This window comes from [Mannheimia] succiniciproducens MBEL55E (assembly GCF_000007745.1).
GTDB lineage: Bacteria > Pseudomonadota > Gammaproteobacteria > Enterobacterales > Pasteurellaceae > Basfia > Basfia succiniciproducens.
The window spans coordinates 1-20,351 of record NC_006300.1; the positions used below are offsets into that span (position 1 = coordinate 1).

Consider the following 20,351-nt stretch of genomic DNA (forward strand, 5'->3'; position numbering starts at 1 on the left):
AACAAGCTGAAAAACTGAGAGATTTTCTGAAAAGAAAGTCTGAGTATAAAAAATCTTGGCCGGGCAAAAGCGGTCAAGTGTTTAGTAATAACGAACGACACAGGTATAAGAATACTTGAGGTTGTATGGTTAAGTGACTAAGCGTACAAGGTGGATGCCTTGGCAATCAGAGGCGAAGAAGGACGTGCTAATCTGCGAAAAGCTTGGGTGAGTTGATAAGAAGCGTCTAACCCAAGATATCCGAATGGGGCAACCCAGTAGATGAAGAATCTACTATCAATAACCGAATCCATAGGTTATTGAGGCAAACCGGGAGAACTGAAACATCTAAGTACCCCGAGGAAAAGAAATCAACCGAGATTACGTCAGTAGCGGCGAGCGAAAGCGTAAGAGCCGGCAAGTGATAGCATGAGGATTAGAGGAACCGGCTGGGAAGCCGGGCGGCACAGGGTGATAGCCCCGTACTTGAAAATCATTGTGTGGTACTGAGCTTGCGAGAAGTAGGGCGGGACACGAGAAATCCTGTTTGAAGAAGGGGGGACCATCCTCCAAGGCTAAATACTCCTGATTGACCGATAGTGAACCAGTACTGTGAAGGAAAGGCGAAAAGAACCCCGGTGAGGGGAGTGAAATAGAACCTGAAACCTTGTACGTACAAGCAGTGGGAGCCCGCGAGGGTGACTGCGTACCTTTTGTATAATGGGTCAGCGACTTATATTATGTAGCGAGGTTAACCGAATAGGGGAGCCGAAGGGAAACCGAGTCTTAACTGGGCGTCGAGTTGCATGATATAGACCCGAAACCCGGTGATCTAGCCATGGGCAGGTTGAAGGTTGGGTAACACTAACTGGAGGACCGAACCGACTAATGTTGAAAAATTAGCGGATGACCTGTGGCTGGGGGTGAAAGGCCAATCAAACCGGGAGATAGCTGGTTCTCCCCGAAATCTATTTAGGTAGAGCCTTATGTGAATACCTTCGGGGGTAGAGCACTGTTTCGGCTAGGGGGCCATCCCGGCTTACCAACCCGATGCAAACTGCGAATACCGAAGAGTAATGCATAGGAGACACACGGCGGGTGCTAACGTTCGTCGTGGAGAGGGAAACAACCCAGACCGCCAGCTAAGGTCCCAAAGTTTATATTAAGTGGGAAACGAAGTGGGAAGGCTTAGACAGCTAGGATGTTGGCTTAGAAGCAGCCATCATTTAAAGAAAGCGTAATAGCTCACTAGTCGAGTCGGCCTGCGCGGAAGATGTAACGGGGCTCAAATATAGCACCGAAGCTGCGGCATCAGGCGTATCACTAATACGCCTTACGATTAACAACTTGCGAAGGAAGAGAGCAAGTTGGTTAAGCGACCAACACGTTGAGTCGGCTGTAAGCGAGAGCGAACAGAAAGGCGCGAGTGGAGCGTGAGGAATATTAGTGATACGCCTGTTGGGTAGGGGAGCGTCGTGTAAGCGGAAGAAGGTGGTTCGAGAGGGCTGCTGGACGTATCACGAGTGCGAATGCTGACATAAGTAACGATAAAACGGGTGAAAAACCCGTTCGCCGGAAGACCAAGGGTTCCTGTCCAACGTTAATCGGGGCAGGGTGAGTCGGCCCCTAAGGCGAGGCTGAAGAGCGTAGTCGATGGGAAACGGGTTAATATTCCCGTACTTGTTATAATTGCGATGTGGGGACGGAGTAGGTTAGGTTATCGACCTGTTGGAAATGGTCGTTTAAGTTGGTAGGTGGAGCGTTTAGGCAAATCCGGACGCTTATCAACACCGAGAGATGATGACGAGGCGCTAAGGTGCCGAAGTAACCGATACCACACTTCCAGGAAAAGCCACTAAGCGTCAGATTATAATAAACCGTACTATAAACCGACACAGGTGGTCAGGTAGAGAATACTCAGGCGCTTGAGAGAACTCGGGTGAAGGAACTAGGCAAAATAGCACCGTAACTTCGGGAGAAGGTGCGCCGGCGTAGATTGTAGAGGTATACCCTTGAAGGTTGAACCGGTCGAAGATACCAGCTGGCTGCAACTGTTTATTAAAAACACAGCACTCTGCAAACACGAAAGTGGACGTATAGGGTGTGATGCCTGCCCGGTGCTGGAAGGTTAATTGATGGCGTTATCGCAAGAGAAGCGCCTGATCGAAGCCCCAGTAAACGGCGGCCGTAACTATAACGGTCCTAAGGTAGCGAAATTCCTTGTCGGGTAAGTTCCGACCTGCACGAATGGCATAATGATGGCCAGGCTGTCTCCACCCGAGACTCAGTGAAATTGAAATCGCCGTGAAGATGCGGTGTACCCGCGGCTAGACGGAAAGACCCCGTGAACCTTTACTATAGCTTGACACTGAACCTTGAATTTTGATGTGTAGGATAGGTGGGAGGCTTTGAAGCGGTAACGCCAGTTATCGTGGAGCCATCCTTGAAATACCACCCTTTAACGTTTGATGTTCTAACGAAGTGCCTGGAACGGGTACTCGGACAGTGTCTGGTGGGTAGTTTGACTGGGGCGGTCTCCTCCCAAAGAGTAACGGAGGAGCACGAAGGTTTGCTAATGACGGTCGGACATCGTCAGGTTAGTGCAATGGTATAAGCAAGCTTAACTGCGAGACGGACAAGTCGAGCAGGTGCGAAAGCAGGTCATAGTGATCCGGTGGTTCTGAATGGAAGGGCCATCGCTCAACGGATAAAAGGTACTCCGGGGATAACAGGCTGATACCGCCCAAGAGTTCATATCGACGGCGGTGTTTGGCACCTCGATGTCGGCTCATCACATCCTGGGGCTGAAGTAGGTCCCAAGGGTATGGCTGTTCGCCATTTAAAGTGGTACGCGAGCTGGGTTTAAAACGTCGTGAGACAGTTTGGTCCCTATCTGCCGTGGGCGTTGGAGAATTGAGAGGGGCTGCTCCTAGTACGAGAGGACCGGAGTGGACGCATCACTGGTGTTCCGGTTGTGTCGCCAGACGCATTGCCGGGTAGCTACATGCGGAAGAGATAAGTGCTGAAAGCATCTAAGCACGAAACTTGCCTCGAGATGAGTTCTCCCAGTATTTAATACTGTAAGGGTTGTTGGAGACGACGACGTAGATAGGCCGGGTGTGTAAGCGTTGCGAGACGTTGAGCTAACCGGTACTAATTGCCCGAGAGGCTTAGCCATACAACGCTCAAGTGTTTTTGGTGGTGAAAGTTATTACGGAATAAGTAAGTAGTCAGGGAATCGGCTTGTTTTTAATTTTAGAGAATAGAAGAGTAGAAGACTAGAAGTAGGTTAGTGATAGCGGAGAGAAGAATCCGCGGTCAGTATCTGAAACGGAATTATCCTGGCGGCGATAGTGCAGTGGTCCCACCTGAATCCATGCCGAACTCAGAAGTGAAACGCTGTTATGCCGATGGTAGTGTGGGGTATCCCCATGTGAGAGTAGGTCACCGCCAGGTTGTTATGAAGAGAGGCCCCCATCGAGAGATGAGGGCTTTTTTTGTGCTTGTGCTCACACCATACCTACTAACTGAACCGGCGCGTCATCACCGCCATTGACGGGCGTAGGCGCAAAACTGTAGGAAAATTTACCGCACTTTTCGTTAAATAATATTTTTAGTCATCCAAATTATAATTATGCCCTTGAAGCGTCCTTTTTATCGATAATTTCTTTTAGTTATGTTTAAATGCCTATATTGATTGTAAAAGTTAAGTTTTTCGTGAACTCGATCACGGTTCCGGAAAAATTTTCTATAAAAATGATCATAGAAAATTGATACTGAACAAGTAACAATGAAAGGAGGAGATATGAGCGCTATAAAAGATAGATTAAAAGATATTGATTGTGCATTATCTGATTTAGAGCGGGAACGAAAAGAAATTTTGCTCGATGCCGGTGCGCCTGAAATTATCGGTTTAAAGGATGATATTAATGCTTTAACTGTCAGCCTGGAATATATTGATGATGAAATATTACCGCTATTACAGCAGCTGTCTATTGATCCCGATGCGTATAAATACCTATCGGAGGATATAAAGTTATCCCTTTTGAGAGATTTACCGGAGTCTGTTTCAGCCATTAAAGCCATTATTAACAAGCTTACCCCCGTTAAGCATTGTATTGAGTCTTTTAATCATCAGAACGATATCGGCTTTTAGATAAAACGCCCCTGTTGAATTCCAGGGGCGGAGGCAATATAAGGAAATATCCGAGAATACCCGGGTCTAGATAGATGTATTGTTTTACCAAAAGTGAGTTGTGATAAAAATAACGGGAAAATCTGTCGCTAGAATAGTTTTTATAGATGGTAAAAATAAACAAAAAACAACCGCACTTTTTATTAAGCGGTATTATGACAGCCGGATAAAAATACTCGGTTGCAAAGTATAGGAAAGGTTATAGAATAGGGAGAGTAAATCCTAATTCATGCTTAAACGAATCAGTACATAATAATGAACAATTTTCTCCTCAATACCCAATCTTTTCTGCAACTCTTCTTGCAATCCGCACAATTTATGATTTTGTTAAAAATCTCTATTGCTATGTGTCTTGGGGCATTTATTGGTTTGGAGCGGGAACTGAAACATAAACCCGTCGGTGTAAAAACCTGTGTAATCATTTCTATTACCACCTGCATTCTGACTATCGTATCCATTCAATCTGCGGAATATTATGCGGAAGTTTCAAATAATATTCGTACCGATCCCATGCGGTTGGCGGCTCAGGTTATCAGTGGTATCGGTTTTCTCGGTGCCGGGGTGATTTTGCGTAAAAATAACGATGCAATTTCGGGATTAACCACTGCGGCAATAATTTGGGCGGCTGCGGGAATTGGTATTGCAACGGGCGCCGGCTTTTTCTTTGATGCCATTATTGCGACATTGATGATTTTAGTGGCGATTCGTTTAAGTCCTTATGTGATGAAATTAGCCCATCACCGTCGCCAGGAAAAAGATATTGAAGTGAGCTTTACGTTTCATTTAGCCTCAATTCAGGCAATTGGAAACATCACCGAATTATTTATGAGTCATCAATGTAAAATTGAAGATATAGCCATTAAGGATTTATATAACGGTGAAGTTAATTTAACATTCCAATGCGATATTGAAGACCATAATATGCTGAGAGACGTATATTTGCATTCCAAAGTGCTTCCCGATGTGCTTGCCGTGCATTTAGAAACCGCCTGATCAAAAACATCCCCGCATAAATCGGGGATGTTTGTTATTTGAAGTCCGTGAAAAATTTACTGATTCGTTGAATCGCCCGAGCCCTTAATGCATCACGCTCAAACAGAATTTCATGTTTTGCATTTTGTATTTCTTCCACTTGAACATGTTGAAAAAGTGCGGTTAATTTTTGTAGATTTTTGTTATTTACGATTTTCTCTTTATCGGAATGCAAAATTAAAATAGGTATTTCAATGCGGGGAATAATTTTAGGCAGACCTTTTATCGCGTTTAAGCATAAATGAACCCAACGGAATGTCGGTCCGCCAAGATGAATTGCCGGATGATTGCGATTAATTCTGTTCATCCATTTCATGCGGGTTTTGCAGAAACTGAGATCGTTATTGTTTAAATTAGCCGGCTTATAGCCTTCTTTTCCCGGTACATAACGTTTTCCTTGTCCGAATAGTATCATCAAATTAATGATAATTTGATCGATAAACGGGCGACGTAACTGTAAACCGTAAAAAGGTGCGGATAACACGGCACTTTTTATATGGTGATCATAGTTAGCAAGATAATAGGTGCTGATTAACGCCCCTAATGAATGAGCCACTAGGTGGCAGGAGCTGTATTGACGATAGGAATAAGCCTCAGCGATAACCGCCGCCATATCGTCCGTATAATAGCGGAATTCATCAATGTAACCTTTATCTCTATTTTTTAATAGCCGATCGGAATAACCTTGCCCTCGATGATCGAAACTCAGCACATCATAACCCTGGCGATAAAAATCATAAGCCACTTCAGTCCATTTCAGCAAATTTTCCGCACGTCCGTTTACTAACACCAATAACCTGTCATTACCGTCATGTTCATGTTTAAAATGGCGATAAGCGATTTTTATGTTGTTTTTGCCCTTGATATAATTTAGCGGACAGCGTTCCGCAAAGGGAAGCAGTTCGGTTAATGCAAAATTGCTAAATTTAGGTTCTCTGTTTAGCATGATCTTCCTACGGGTTGAGCTGATTTGGTATGAAAATAAATCTGATGAATTTAAATGTTAACATGAATCGCGCTATTTTGTTTTTTAGCGGAGATCTTGATTATTATAAAACAAAAAGTGCGGTATTTTTTACCGCACTTTGCTGTTCAGATGAGTAACAAATTAGGCTACTAACTGTTTTAAGATTCGACGTACGGGTTCCGCTGCGCCCCATAATAATTGATCGCCCACGGTGAAGGCTGCCAAATATTCCGGCCCCATCGCCAATTTGCGTAAACGCCCCACCGGTACGCTTAATGTGCCCGTTACTTTGGCCGGGGTTAATTCGCGCAATGTGGTTTCTTTATCGTTCGGAATTACTTTCACCCATTCGTTATGAGAAGCCAGAATTTGTTCGATTTCTTCTAATGGAACGTCTTTTTTAAGTTTGATGGTGAATGCCTGACTGTGGCAACGTAATGCACCGATACGCACGCATAAACCGTCCACCGGAATCGGGTTGTCGCTTAATCCCAGAATTTTGTTGGTTTCCGCATAGCCTTTCCATTCTTCTTTGGTTTGACCGCTCGGCAACAATTTGTCGATCCAAGGAATTAAGCTGCCCGCTAATGCGGCGCCGAAGTTGTCTGTCGGGAAACTATCCGCGCGCATTTCGGCGGTAACTTTGCGTTCAATGTCTAAAATGGAAGAGGCCGGATTCGCTAATTCCTCGCTGACGGATTTTTCCAACAAGCCCATTTGTGAAACAAGTTCGCGCATATTTTTGGCACCGGCACCGGAAGCGGCCTGATAAGTCGCTACCGAAATCCATTCCACCAAATCACGTTCGAATAAGCCGCCTAGGGCCATTAACATAAGGCTAACTGTACAGTTACCGCCGACAAAGGTTTTTATACCGTTTTTTAAGCCATCGGCAATTACGTGTTGGTTTACCGGGTCTAATACAATGATGGCGTCTTTTTCCATGCGCAATGCGGAAGCGGCGTCCACCCAATAACCGTCCCAACCGGTGGCTTTCAGTTTCGGATACACTTCATTAGTATAATCGCCACCCTGACAAGTGACGATAATATCCAATTTTTTTAATTCTTCGATATCAAAGGCGTCTTTCAAATTACCCGCCTCTTTACCGCCGAATACCGGCGCTTTTTGCCCTGCTTGAGAAGTGGTAAAGAAAACCGGATTAAGATTTGCGAAATCCTGTTCCTGTTGCATACGATCCATTAATACTGAACCGACCATACCGCGCCATCCGATAAAACCAACGTTTTTCATGTTTCATTCCTTAATAGTTAAAAGTGTGTTTGAATTTGTTCGAGTAGTTCTAATTAATTACAAGATAGTCTGAACAAAATCAAGTTTTTTATAAAAAAAATGACAAAATTATTATTTTTGTCATTTTTTACTAAATAAATTTATAATTAACCCGCTTTATGATCCAGCATTTTGATATGACGTGTTGCGGAAATCCATGCGGAGATATAACCGACAATAGCGCAAATAATCAATAAAAATAACACTTCGCCGATCTCTAATCCGTTGAGGGAAAATTTAACGGCAAAGACATCCGTAACATATTGCACCGCACTGGCAAAATAACCGATAAGCAGGCTGCTGAAGAAACAGGCAAAGAAACCGCCGAAGAAGCCGTAAATAATGCCGGTGTAAAGATATGGTCGCAGAATAAACTGGTCTGTTGCGCCTAATAATTTCATTACCGAAATATTAGCCTGACTGCTGTAAACGTCCGAACGAATACTGTTTCCGATTACCAGGAAAACGGCAAGGGTCATTAAAACGGCACAGAATACGGAGATGTGACCGATTAACCAGGTCAGCGCAGTGAATTTTTCCATCCAGTCGTTATCTAAACGTACTTCCTGAACGCCCTTTATTTTATTTAAATTCGCCCGTAAATCTTCACGTTTTTTTGAATCCTGATATTCAGGAGCGGGCTGAATCATCACCACTGCCGGTAACGGATTATCGTCTAAAATATCCAGTTCTTCACTGAAACCGGACCAGTTTCGGAAATCATTTAAACTTTGTTGGCGGGACACATAATTTAAACTGTCGATACCTTCCACCTGGCGGATTTTTTCTACCACCGCATTAGCGTCTTCTTCGCTTAAATTTTTATGTAAGTAAACGGTAATATCGCTTTCCGGATAAAATTGTGTTGATGCAATATGCGTATTTTTCCATAGCAAAAAGCTGACGGTCGGAATCGTCAGAGACACGGCAATTACCAAGATTGTCAGTATCGTACCATATTTACGTTTTACTAAATCCGCCCATACATGGCGCAACACATACTGCATTTGAACCCAAAAGGGCGCACTATTTTTTGAACTCATAATAATCGTCCTTAACGTAAATGCCCTTGCTCTAACACGAGACAAGGTTTGGGTTTTTGTTGAATTAAGCCTAAATTATGGGTGGCGATTAACACCGTCATACCGAGTTTATTGAATTCCTCAAATAAATTGAAAATATCCATGGAAAGTTTGTCATCCAGATTACCGGTAGGTTCATCGGCTAATAATAATTGCGGTTTATGTACAACCGCACGGGCAATGTCTACCCGTTGCTGTTCGCCGCCGGATAAATGAACCGGTAAATAATTGGCACGATCCCGTAGCCCTACGCGATCTAGGGCGGCTAATGCGTATTTTTCCGCATCTTTAGGGTGAAAACCGGTAATAATTAACGGCAAGGCGACGTTATCGACTACCGAACGTTCCGGCAATAAACGATAATCCTGATGAACCATACCTATTTGACGGCGTAAGAAAGGAATTTCATAAGGCGAGAGGCGGGTAATATCATGGCCGTTGAACCAGATTTGTCCGCCGTTGGCACGTTCCATGCCCATAATTAATTTTAATAAGGTGCTTTTCCCGGCACCTGAATGTCCCGTTAAATAAGTCATACTGCCTACCGGTAGATGGAAAGTCAGCCCTTGCAGAGCCGGCTTGCCGCCGAGATAGGCTTTGCTGACGTTTGCAAAACGTATCATATTTTCTTCTCTATTCGTATATCACTGATAAATCTGAACAATTATAACGGATATTTTTTAGTCTTGTTACGTCTTTATGCCCGATTTAACGGAAATACTGCCGGAGAAGTCAAAATTTACGAATTTTAAACCGCACTTTATTGCATAAAATCCAGCGCTTTAATCTGTTCCGTGCCAATATAACAGGATTGTTCAATGGCTTTTAACGACATTTCCGCCGCATTCCGACCTAGATTGGTTTTGATGGATTGATAACTTGAATTTACCGAATCCTGATATTTTTCACGTAACGTATAGCGATCCGCCAGAATATAATCGCGCATATCTTCACCAAGTAATGTTTCCGGAATAATCTTTTTGGTATCGACAGATAATTTCGCATATTCGTTAATAAAATCCTCACAGGTTTTTGGCAATGGCACTTGAGCGGTGCAGGCTGACAGCAAAACTGCGGTCAAAATCGGGCTGATTTTTTTATAATTATTATTCATGATTGAACTTAACGGTGAATAAATTTAATTGATTGAGAGGATGCGAATCATAACAAGTTTAACGGCGTTAGACTATAGGCGGGAATTATCTTTATTGGATAATTTAAATGACGGTAGCGTTAACTGTAAAATCAGCCATAAAAAAACGACCGGGGATAGATCCGGCCGTTTAATAATTTCGTTTAAATTAGAATTTTGCAACAAATTCCGCATAACCGTCGATAAATTGTTGCAGCATTTGTTTTACCGCATCAATGGTGATTTCGCCGTTTTGGTCGAATACGCCGTTAAACAAACCGCCAACGCAGGCATTTTGTTGATAAACCGGCATACCGATAAATGAACCTGACGCAATAGTGCGAAGTTGATCGGCAACACGCACACCACCCGCCATACCTGCCGCCACAGTCACGATACCAGCCGGTTTACCGAACCATTTGCTTTGCCCCATTGGGCGGGAAACTACGTCAATAGCGTTTTTCAGCATAGCCGAAATGGCACCGTTATGTTCCGGGCTCACTAAAATCACGCCGTCGGCATTGGCGATCTGTTCGCGTACACGGGTATATTGAGCCGGGCTGTTTTCGTCTAAATCACGATCATAAAGCGGAAGATCGGCGATTTCCACGATATTTAACTGAATTGAAGCGGGCGCCATTTTTTGTAAATGAGAAACCACCAATTTACTGAATGAAGTCGTACTGCCGCTACCGATTAATACTGCAATTTGTTTAGTCATAATATTATCCTGTTGAGTTATTAGTAAATAATGGCGGATATTTTAGCTTATCCTACTAAAAATAAAATCTGTTTTTTATTAAAAAACTATCAATTAATAGTAAATAATTAATCAAGTTTTAATTAGATCTATTTCGTTAAAAGAAATAAACCGCAACAAAAGTGCGGTCTGTTTTATTTGCTTTACCTGCTCTTTCGGATGATGTAGCCATCAAACGTAAGCATTTGTGCGCAATTTAATGCTTAATTCGCTTTTGGCTGATTTTTATTAGCCGGGCGTTCGAAGCCTTTTTTCAGCATACAGGCGTCAAAATCTTCACGGGTCGAATTTGAAGTCATCGCTTGTTGGCAGGCTTTTAATGCCTCTTCAATTTGCATATTGCCTTCTTGCGGTTTAGAACGGCCGTTTGGCATGGAGCAAGCCGCTAATATCGTTGTTATTACACAAATAGTCAGTAATTTTTTCATCATAAAACCTCTTTTATTTATTATATTGGACAGTATATCCTTATTCTTAGATAAGGCGGAACATAAATAGTTCAGAATCAATCACCTATCAAAAGTGCGGTAAAATTTACCGCACTTTTTAGATAATGTTTAATTAATGATTAAACATCATAAGTAGTTGACGCCGTATTACCGCCGCGACCGGTCCAGTTGGTGTGGAAGAATTCGCCGCGCGGTTTGTCGGTACGTTCGTAAGTATGCGCGCCGAAGTAGTCGCGTTGCGCCTGTAATAAGTTGGCCGGCACACGCTCGGAAGTATAACCGTCTAAGAAGGTAATGGCAGACGCCATACAAGGCATCGGAATACCCGCTTCAATAGATTTCGCCACCACTTTACGCCAGTCTGCCAGGGCATTTTGCAAAATACCTTTGAAATACGGGTCGGAACCTAAGAACACCAAATCAGGATTCGTCTCATAGGCATCACGAATATTGCCTAAGAATGCGGAACGAATAATACAGCCTTCACGCCATAGTAACGCAGTGGCACCGTAGTTGATATTCCAGCCGAACTGTTCGGAAGCTTCGCGAATCAGCATAAAACCTTGTGCATAAGAGATAATTTTTGAGGCAAGCAAAGCTTTGCGAACCGCTTCAATCCAGACTTTTTTGTCTCCTTCCACCGGGCTAACGGTTTTATTGAATAATTTTGCCGCGGCAACACGTTGCTCTTTGAAAGAAGAGACACAACGGGCAAAGACGGATTCGGTGATCAGGGTTAACGGAATACCGAAATCCAGGGCGTTGATACCCGTCCATTTACCGGTACCTTTTTGGCCGGCGGTATCTAAGATTTTTTCTACCAACGGCTGACCGTCCGTATCTTTATAGGCCAAAATATCCGTTGTAATGTCCACCAGATAACTGTCTAACTCGGTTTGTTTCCATTGTTGGAAAATTTCGTGCATTTCTTCATAGCTTAAACCTAAGCCTTCTTTTAAGAATTGGTAAGCTTCGCAGATTAACTGCATATCGCCGTATTCAATACCGTTATGTACCATTTTCACGAAATGTCCCGCACCTTCGGCGCCCACCCAGTCGCAACAAGGTTCGCCTTTGTCGGTTTTGGCGGAAATCGCCTGCAAAATCGGTTTCACATAAGGCCAGGCTTCAGGATTACCGCCCGGCATGATGGAAGGTCCGTGGCGTGCGCCTTCTTCGCCGCCGGAAACGCCGGTACCGATAAAGCGAATGCCTTTTTCCGCTAAGGCTTTGGTACGGCGGTTGGTATCCGGGTAATTTGAGTTACCACCGTCGATAATGATATCGCCTTGTTCTAAATGGGGTAGTAAGGCATCAATAAATTGATCCACCACATCACCGGCACGCACCATTAACATCACTTTGCGCGGTTTTTCTAATTTAGCGGCGAGATCTTCCAGTGAATAAGCGCCGATAATATTGGTGCCTTTCGCCGCACCCTGTAAAAACTCATCTACTTTGGTCGTGGTACGGTTAAACGCCACCACTTTAAAGCCGTTGTCGTTCATATTTAAAATTAAGTTCTGACCCATTACCGCTAAACCGATAACGCCGATATCACCTTTTGTTGACATTGTTTTCTCCTGTTTTATTGAATTTATTACACGGAAAATTCCGGGAATTTTGACCGCACTTTTATTGGTTTTAACTGGTGGGCTGGCAAGCCCACCCTACGAGTCTTTATTTATATTGCGGATGCTGGGTATAGATATATATTCTGATACATATTATTTTTCCAACACAAAATCCACCGCCATTTCGCTGTGTAAAAGCGCGGTATCGAAAAACGGTAGTGTTGAATCCGCTTGATTAATCAATAAACCGATTTCCGTACAACCTAAGATTACACCTTCTGCGCCAAGTGCGGTTAATTTTTCGATAGTTTTTAAATAAAAAGTTTTTGATTGCGGGAGTATTTTGCCTATGCAAAGTTCTTCAAAAATGATTCGATGGATTTCTTTTTGTGTTTCTTCGTCCGGCACAACGGGTGTAATGCCGCGTTCAATTAAACCATCACGATAAAAATTATCGCTCATAGTAAACGCAGTACCTAATAATGCTACCTTATTTAATCCTTTGGCTTTAATGCTATCGGCTACCGCATCCAAAATATGTAAAAAAGGCACGGAAATATTATCAATAATCGGCCGAGCGACTTTGTGCATAGTGTTGGTGGCAAGCAGAATGCCGTCGGCTCCCGCCTGTTCCAGCAATTTCGCCTGTTCGGCAAGAATTTTCCCCGCTTTTTGCCAGTCACCGGCTTTTTGACATTGTACGATTTCTTCAAAATCCACACTGGATATAAGTAATTTAGCGCTGGCATTGCCGCCTAATGCAAGATTCACCGCACGATTAATCTCCAAATAATAGGAGGCGGTACTCTCGGGGCTCATTCCGCCTAAAATGCCGATTGTTTTCATTTCAAAATCCTTAACTTTATCGTTGATAATATGGATTATTTCTATTATCCCGGTGATGGATACCATATTACGGATGTAAGCATGGCATCTCTATCAATCAGGTTATTACAATAATTTTGCCGCATCCGCGTCTAAATACCATTCCGTGATGCCGTTTTTTGCCCGGATACGGGCTGCGGGGTAAGGCAGTTGTTCCGCTGGTGTGGTTTTGATTTGTTTTAAGATTTCCGCTTTTGCCGAACCCGTGACTAAATAGGTAATGCGTTTTGCTTGTTCGATTAATTTTGCGCTTTTGGAAATCCGGATTTGACCGCTTTCCGGATGTTTGGCAATCAGGGCTACATTTTCGTCAGCAAAATTGGTTTGATGGGGGAAAAGAGAGGCGGTGTGGCCGTCGCTACCCATGCCGAGAATTATCCAATCAAATTCCAGATTCGGTACGCAGGCGGTGAGTTCCGCCGAAAATCTTGCAAGCTCTTGATCCGGATTTTCTTCGCCGCGAATACGATGGATATTTTCCACAGGAATCCGAATGTGATCGAACAATAATTTTTGTACTTCGCCGTAGTTGCTTTCCGGATCACTCGGTACAACCATGCGATCGTCCCCCCACCAAAAATGCAGATTTTCCCACCGCACTTTTGTATTAAACGGTGGTGTCGCTAAGGTTTTAAATAACAATTTCGGCGTGGAACCGCCGGAAAGGGAAATATGTACGGGACGGTCTAATTGACTGTATAACACAAACTCCTGGGCGATTTTTTCTACCGCGGCCTGTGCCGTCGGGAATGTAATGTAGTTCATATTTTTCTCGTAGAGGGCGTATCGTATAACGCCCGGATAGTAAATTATGGTGTTATGGGGCGTATATATGCGATACGCCCTACAATTCTTAAACCTTTTTCTTCATTTGACCGGAAGGTTTGCGCCATACGCGACCGTGTTGGGCGATTAATTTGTCGGCTTCCACCGGCCCCCATGAACCGGCTTCATATTCATAAACCCGTCCGCCGTTCGCTTTATAGTCGAGAATAGGTTGCACGAATTTCCAGCAAGCATGCACGGCATCGGTACGTGCAAACAGGGTGGCATCACCTTTCATGGCGTCTAATAATAAACGTTCGTAAGCGGTGAGTAAGCTTGCGCCGTTTAAATCCGAATAGCGGAAGTCCATGGAGACCTCCTTCGCTTCAAAGCCGGCGCCGGGTTTTTTCAAACCGAAGCGCATAGAAATACCTTCGTCAGGCTGAATGCGTAGAATTAATTTATTTTCAGGCGCTTCCTGACTGAATACCGGATGTGGTGTTTTCTTGAAGTGAATAACCACTTCTGTAACCCGTGCCGCCAGCCGTTTACCCGTGCGTACATAAAAAGGCACGCCAGCCCAACGCCAGTTGTCTATTTTGCAACGTAATGCCATGTAGGTTTCGGTGTTTGAATCCGGCGGAACGCCTTTTTCTTCTAAATAACCTTTCACCCGCTCACCGTTTAGTTGTGTGGCGGCGTATTGACCTAAAACCAGATTATGTTGTAAATCATTCGGTTCTAACGGATGTAGGCAATAAAGCACTTTTGCCACTTCGTCACGCATGGAATCCGCATTAATAATTGCCGGCGGTTCCATTGCTACCATCGCCAGCACTTGTAATAAATGGTTTTGGAACATATCGCGCATGGCGCCGGAACCGTCGTAATAGCCGCCGCGTTGTTCAACGCCTAATTCTTCCGCGCCGGTGATTTCAATGTAATCAATATAGTTACGGTTCCAAAGCGGCTCGAATAAACCGTTGGAGAAGCGAAGTACTAACAGGTTTTGTACGGTTTCTTTGCCTAAATAATGATCGATACGGTAAATTTGGTGTTCGTCAAAGAATCGGTGAATTTGCACGTCTAATTCTTTTGCCGTTTTCATATCATAGCCGAAAGGTTTTTCCACGATAATGCGTTTCCAGCCGAATTCTTCGGTATTTAATCCGTGCGCCGCCAGACATTCGGGGATTACGCCGTACAGGCTTGGCGGGGTGGAAAGGTAGTAAAGCGTATTACCACAGGTTTTGTATTTATCATGTAACTCGTCTAGGCGAGGGATGAGTTTCACGTAATCCGCCGCATCCGATGTGTTAACTGCTTGGTAATAAAGATGCGAGCAGAAATTATTTAATTCGTCGCCGTCGGCTTTTTCATGTTCAATTAAGGCGCTGCGCATTTTTTCACGAAATTTTTCATTGCTTAATTCTGTGCGGGCAACACCTAAAACTGAGAAGTTTTCACTTAAACGACCGATTTTATAGAGATTGTACAGAGCCGGAATGAGTTTTCGGTGGGTCAAGTCGCCTGAGGCACCGAAAATCACGATACAGTTATTTTCTGCTTTCATTTTATTTCCTAAAAATTATTAACATTACGAGTTTGCTTAATATGCAATATTTTCAATGAATTTGCTAATAGCTATTACAAATCAAATCGAAAGATTTTTTTCCAATCCAATTGTGCATTAGCCATGACAAAATGGGGATTCACTAATGTTTCTCGCTGATTATAAGTGAGAGGCCGGTATTGTAAATTAAAAATTTTGCCGCCCACTTCATTCAGCAATACTTCTGCCGCTGCGGTATCCCATTCACCCGTATTGCCCAAACGAACGTAACAGTCCGCCACGCCTTCGGCAACAAGGCCGGATTTCAAACTGCTGGATCCGTACAATAACAGATCCGCCTTATAAGGCGGTTGTACGGATTGGCGGATTTTTTCCGGATTAGACGAACCGATGGTAATTTTGATGTGCTGATGATTGTGTGGTTGAAGCGGCGGAAGTTTTCGGCAACAGCCGTTTTCAATCAGAAAAGCGCCTAGTCCCCGACGGGCATAATAGGTTTTTCCTATGATTGGGGCATGGATAATGCCGAGTTGCGGTTGATTATCCTGAACCAGGCAAATCATAATGGAAAATTGCCCGGTATGATTGATAAATTGTTGTGTACCGTCCACCGGATCAATTAACCAGTAAGACTGCCATTTTTGACGTTCGGCCAGCGGAATGTTGCAGTTTTCCTCCGAGAGCACGGGAATATCCGGCGTTAGTACGGTTAATTTTTCGATTAGAAATTGGCTCAAAAATAAATCGGCTTCCGTAACGGGTGTATTGTCCGTCTTTATTTCTACGTTCACGGATTTTGCATAGAATGTTTTTAGATGTTCGCCCGCTAATGAGGCGATTTTCAATACGTCATCGAGAAGTTGTTGAGTTATTTGCATAGCGAACCGTTTTATAGAGGAATAGGTTAGTAAGATTCTAACAAAAATTTGTGATCTTTACGAGGAAGTAGTTGAGATAATTAGTGGGGTAAAAGAAAGGAAAAGTGCGGTGGAAATTTTCCTTTTTTTGACCGCACTTTTAGGGTTTAAATTAAGCTTTTTTCGCTTTCAGTACACGACGGGTGAAAATCGCGATACCGATGATAAATGCCACTAAACCTAAGATTTCAGCCATGGAATCCCAGTCGGCTAATTCTAAGGCTAACGGTGCGTCCGAGCCGCCTGAAGTGACGGATGCCGCAATGATAAACGCCATAATAACGCCGATTAAACTTTCGCCCACGATTAAACCCGCCGCGAATAATGTGCCGAAACGTTCCGCTTTTTTATTTAATTCGCTTATATCTTTTCCGCTGCGTTTTGCGTAATGGCGGAGATGACGTTGAATTAACCAGGAAAGCAGTGCGCCGATAATCAGCGGAACGTTCACCACCGGCGGTAAGTAAATACCTATACCCACGGCAAGAGTTGGTAAGGCAAGACGCCCCTGGCTTGATTTTTTCAATAAAGTATCAATGATGATAAGCGATAAGCCGAAACCGATGCCGACAAAAATGTAAGTCCATTCAAGATTGTCGGAGAAAATTCCGTTGGAAATGGTCATCATCAAAGTTGCTTGCGGCGCGGATAACGCCTGACTGACATCCATACCTTCGCGCGGCATGGCACCGGCAAAACCGTATGCGTGATACAGAATTTCAAGCACCGACGTAATAACCAATGCGCCGACGATACAGCCGATAATTAAGGCAAATTGTTGGCGCCAAGGTGTGGCATGCACTAAATAACCGGTTTTTAAGTCTTGTAGGTTGTCGTTTGAAATGGTGGCGACACAGAATACAATCGCAGAGGTAAAAATGGTTAATGCCGTTAAGAAACGCTGGCCGTCTTTGCTGTCCATTAAGCCCAATGAATGACCGACAACAATTAGTACCAGTGAAATCAATACAATAGAAATAATACCGATACCTGAAATCGGGCTGGAAGACGAACCGACCAAACCTGCCATATAACCTGATGCGGCGGCGACCAAAAAGCCGATTAATACGGCAAGCAGGGTGCAAAGCACTACAAATAAGAAGGTGGTGGAAGTCGGTAGCCCTACTGGTTGTAAGAAACTCACCAGCGCAATAATGATAAGAACGGTACTGCCGAGAATGGTATAAATCATTGCTTTCGGCGAGAGATCTTGCGAAGTGCGGTCTAAATTGATGTTATTTTTATCTTTTAACGCCCGGAAAGATTGGCTCATACCTTGAATCATCGGTTTCATCAACACTAATAATGTCCAAATTGCCGCGATACCGATAACGCCCACACCGATGAAACGAACTTTGCTTTTCCAAAGACTCATAGCAAAGTCGGCAATTCCCATATCTGCCGGCATTGGCGTTGTTGCGGTGAAATAAGGTACCGCCGCCCCCCAAGTGAATAAGGTACCGACGAGCATAGCAATACCGCCCATCATACCCACTAAGTAACCGGCTCCCAATAAGGCGAAGGAGAATCCCATCGGAATCTGGAAGATAGCGGCACCACCTTTAAACCAAAGGCTCGCACCATCGGTGATAATGCGTAACCCGTTCGTTAAAAAACTCACTACGGCAGCGATAATACCGCCTGCCATAATTTCTTTGACACCGCTTTCTTTTCCAGCCTCATCACCCGCTTTTAAGATTTCTGCCGCGGCAACACCTTCCGGATAAGGCAGATCACTTTTGACCACCATAACATTTCGTAGCGGCACGGTAAAAATCACCCCTAAAATACCGCCGGAAACACAGATTAATAAGGTTTGCCAGAAAGGAAAATCCTGCCAGTAACCCATCATTAACAAGGCCGGTAGTACGAAAATAACGGAAGATAACGTACCGGCTGACGAAGCCTGAGTTTGCACCATATTGTTTTCAAGAATGTTCGACCCCTTGAACATTTTAAGTACGGCCATAGAAATCACTGCGGCGGGAATAGAAGAGGCAAAAGTCATCCCTACTTTTAGACCGAGATATACATTGGAGGCGGTAAAAATTACCGTAATAAGTGCGCCGAGAATCATTCCTCTGAGGGTGAGTTCGCGCAAAGCTTTCTGATTATTCATTGTAGATACCCTTTTTATTGTAGAAAAATCCCAGGTATCCTACACGAATTTGCATAAGATGGATCCAATATGAATCATAAAAAGCCATTAAATGCTTTCTTTCTAAACAAATCGCATAATATTTAGCTAAAAATTAACGAAAATGCACCGCACTTTAAGGCCTGTAAAGAGATACGCGTATTTATTTTAGTTTACGTAAATAATCCCGCAGCGTATAAAGCGCTACTAAATTTCTTGCTTCGGAGAAGCCGGGATCTTCAATCAGTTCGTTGATATTGGCTAAGGGAACGCGTACTAACTGAAGCGGTTCCGGCTCATCACCGGGCAGTTTTGATGGGTAGAAATCCTGCGCGATTAAAATGTGCATTGGGTTGTTCATAAAACTAGGCGAGGAATTTACCGTGCGCAATAGCATAAATTGCTTTGCGCCCAAGCCGATTTCTTCCTGCATTTCGCGATTTGCGCTTTGTTCCGGCGTTTCGCCGGCTTCCATTAAACCTTTGGTAAAGCCTAATTCATACCGTTCGGTGCCTACCGCGTATTCCCGTACCATCAGTAAATCTTCACCGTCGATAGGCAACACCATAACGGCGCAACGGCTGCTGGGTTTGAAACGTTCATAAGTACGAAGTTCGCCGTTGGAAAATTTCAATTCCACCGCCTGAATTTCGAATATGCGGGATTTCGCTGCGACAGAAATGCCCAGGATTTCCGGTTTTTGCAATAGGTTCATCGTTATCTCTTTTTTATAAAACAGAGCATTAACATACCATAAAGTACAGATTTAGACAGCGTTATTTAAAGGTTTCAAGCTCTGTTTTGTCGGAACCGTAATAAAAAACCGGCTTCTATTATTGAAACCGGCTTTCGTAGGTTTTTATTATAAAACGAAACGACTTATTTAATCGCTAGCCGTTACACCCAATATTTATCAATTTCACTGCGGATAGCCGCCGCCGTTTGTTGGCCTTTTTCACCCACTAAGGCGCGACCGGCAATAAAAACTTTTGCCTTTTTGATGTCCTTAAACAAATGGATTTCTTCCGGCACGATACCGCCTGTGATAGACAGTTCCAGCCCCAGCGATTCCAGTTGTTTCATTTTCTCGATATCTTCCGGCATCCAGCCTTTACCTGCCAGTTCCGCATCGCGGGAGCGGTGATAAATTGCCTGGGTAACGCCTAATTCTACCCATTGTTTGGCATCTTCTAATGTCCAGTTACCATAAATTTCAATCTGGATTTCTTTTTTTACTTTTAATTCGGGATGGGCTGCGTTGAATTCGTCCGCCACTTTTTTACAGGCGGCTTTTGTTGCCGGGTGAGCCGCCGCCGAGACGGTTAACCAGTCCGCACCGGCCTCGAATGCCATTTTAGCTAAAATAGCGCCGCCGTCGGTGGTTTTTAAGTCGCAAACTAAAATATGGTTCGGATGCAATGCCCGTAATGTCGAAACCGCCTTCATCCCTTCCGCGCAGGCCAGAATTGTGCCGATTTCAATAATATCGACGGAATTTTCCGCTTTTTTTGCATCGGCTACCGCTTTTTCTAAGCTTAATGAGTCTAATGCGATTTGTAGTAAAGGTTTTGACATAAAAGTATCTCCTTGTGTATTTTCCGCAAAAGTGCG

17 protein-coding genes and 2 rRNA genes are annotated in these 20,351 nt (G+C 43.8%); 4 read left to right on the forward strand and 15 right to left on the reverse strand.

Features of this window, described 5'->3' with window-relative positions; all coding sequences use genetic code 11:
• The first annotated feature begins 127 nt into the window (after positions 1 to 127).
• The 4 genes from MS_RS00005 to MS_RS00020 all read left to right on the forward strand — a co-directional run bounded on the left by MS_RS00005 (position 128) and on the right by MS_RS00020 (position 5,167).
• Positions 128 to 3,157 (forward strand): 23S ribosomal RNA (locus tag MS_RS00005).
• A gap of 162 nt (positions 3,158 to 3,319) precedes the next feature.
• Positions 3,320 to 3,435, forward strand: a 5S ribosomal RNA gene (rrf, locus tag MS_RS00010).
• A 349-nt stretch (positions 3,436 to 3,784) separates the two neighbouring features.
• Positions 3,785 to 4,135, forward strand: a complete 351-nt coding sequence (locus tag MS_RS00015; protein ID WP_041639416.1) for a hypothetical protein — start codon at positions 3,785 to 3,787, stop codon at positions 4,133 to 4,135.
• A gap of 294 nt (positions 4,136 to 4,429) precedes the next feature.
• On the forward strand, positions 4,430 to 5,167 hold the full coding sequence (locus tag MS_RS00020; protein ID WP_041639417.1) for an MgtC/SapB family protein: 738 nt from the start codon (positions 4,430 to 4,432) through the stop codon (positions 5,165 to 5,167).
• 34 nt (positions 5,168 to 5,201) lie between these two features.
• Here MS_RS00020 and MS_RS00025 read toward each other — a convergent pair whose 3' ends face one another.
• From MS_RS00025 to MS_RS00095, 15 genes are all read right to left on the reverse strand, one after another.
• Entirely contained in the window at positions 5,202 to 6,152 is a 951-nt protein-coding gene (locus tag MS_RS00025; protein ID WP_011199188.1) for an alpha/beta fold hydrolase, read from the reverse strand.
• Positions 6,153 to 6,314: 162 nt separating this feature from the next.
• Complete coding sequence (gene asd / locus MS_RS00030; RefSeq protein WP_011199190.1) at positions 6,315 to 7,427, reverse strand: aspartate-semialdehyde dehydrogenase; 1,113 nt, start codon at positions 7,425 to 7,427, stop codon at positions 6,315 to 6,317.
• Positions 7,428 to 7,573: 146 nt separating this feature from the next.
• Positions 7,574 to 8,509, reverse strand: a complete 936-nt coding sequence (gene ftsX / locus MS_RS00035) for a permease-like cell division protein FtsX (RefSeq protein ID WP_011199191.1) — start codon at positions 8,507 to 8,509, stop codon at positions 7,574 to 7,576.
• 11 nt (positions 8,510 to 8,520) lie between these two features.
• Positions 8,521 to 9,171: a cell division ATP-binding protein FtsE gene (gene ftsE, locus MS_RS00040; protein WP_011199192.1), complete on the reverse strand. Its 651-nt coding sequence runs from the start codon at positions 9,169 to 9,171 to the stop codon at positions 8,521 to 8,523.
• A 137-nt stretch (positions 9,172 to 9,308) separates the two neighbouring features.
• Positions 9,309 to 9,662 carry a hypothetical protein gene (locus MS_RS00045; RefSeq protein WP_011199193.1) on the reverse strand — a complete coding sequence of 118 codons (354 nt, stop codon included), beginning with the start codon at positions 9,660 to 9,662 and terminating at the stop codon, positions 9,309 to 9,311.
• A 187-nt stretch (positions 9,663 to 9,849) separates the two neighbouring features.
• Positions 9,850 to 10,401 carry an NADPH-dependent FMN reductase gene (locus MS_RS00050; RefSeq protein WP_011199195.1) on the reverse strand — a complete coding sequence of 184 codons (552 nt, stop codon included), beginning with the start codon at positions 10,399 to 10,401 and terminating at the stop codon, positions 9,850 to 9,852.
• A gap of 242 nt (positions 10,402 to 10,643) precedes the next feature.
• Positions 10,644 to 10,871 carry a hypothetical protein gene (locus MS_RS00055; RefSeq protein WP_041639418.1) on the reverse strand — a complete coding sequence of 76 codons (228 nt, stop codon included), beginning with the start codon at positions 10,869 to 10,871 and terminating at the stop codon, positions 10,644 to 10,646.
• 137 nt (positions 10,872 to 11,008) lie between these two features.
• Complete coding sequence (gnd, locus tag MS_RS00060) at positions 11,009 to 12,463, reverse strand: decarboxylating NADP(+)-dependent phosphogluconate dehydrogenase (protein WP_011199197.1); 1,455 nt, start codon at positions 12,461 to 12,463, stop codon at positions 11,009 to 11,011.
• Positions 12,464 to 12,616: 153 nt separating this feature from the next.
• Positions 12,617 to 13,309: an aspartate/glutamate racemase family protein gene (locus tag MS_RS00065; RefSeq protein ID WP_041639419.1), complete on the reverse strand. Its 693-nt coding sequence runs from the start codon at positions 13,307 to 13,309 to the stop codon at positions 12,617 to 12,619.
• A 105-nt stretch (positions 13,310 to 13,414) separates the two neighbouring features.
• Complete coding sequence (gene pgl / locus MS_RS00070) at positions 13,415 to 14,113, reverse strand: 6-phosphogluconolactonase (RefSeq protein ID WP_011199199.1); 699 nt, start codon at positions 14,111 to 14,113, stop codon at positions 13,415 to 13,417.
• Between the two features lie 88 nt (positions 14,114 to 14,201).
• Positions 14,202 to 15,686 (reverse strand): glucose-6-phosphate dehydrogenase, encoded by a 1,485-nt coding sequence (gene zwf / locus MS_RS00075; protein WP_011199200.1) that lies wholly within the window; start codon positions 15,684 to 15,686, stop codon positions 14,202 to 14,204.
• A 74-nt stretch (positions 15,687 to 15,760) separates the two neighbouring features.
• A complete protein-coding gene (gene cysQ / locus MS_RS00080; RefSeq protein ID WP_011199201.1) occupies positions 15,761 to 16,564 on the reverse strand; it encodes a 3'(2'),5'-bisphosphate nucleotidase CysQ in 804 nt (267 codons plus the stop codon).
• A gap of 151 nt (positions 16,565 to 16,715) precedes the next feature.
• The gene (locus MS_RS00085; RefSeq protein WP_011199202.1) at positions 16,716 to 18,722 is read right to left on the reverse strand and encodes an OPT family oligopeptide transporter; all 2,007 of its coding nucleotides are present in this window, start codon (positions 18,720 to 18,722) and stop codon (positions 16,716 to 16,718) included.
• Between the two features lie 181 nt (positions 18,723 to 18,903).
• The gene (gene nudE / locus MS_RS00090; RefSeq protein WP_011199203.1) at positions 18,904 to 19,455 is read right to left on the reverse strand and encodes an ADP compounds hydrolase NudE; all 552 of its coding nucleotides are present in this window, start codon (positions 19,453 to 19,455) and stop codon (positions 18,904 to 18,906) included.
• Between the two features lie 182 nt (positions 19,456 to 19,637).
• Positions 19,638 to 20,315: a 3-keto-L-gulonate-6-phosphate decarboxylase UlaD gene (locus MS_RS00095; RefSeq protein WP_011199204.1), complete on the reverse strand. Its 678-nt coding sequence runs from the start codon at positions 20,313 to 20,315 to the stop codon at positions 19,638 to 19,640.
• Positions 20,316 to 20,351 lie beyond the last annotated feature (36 nt).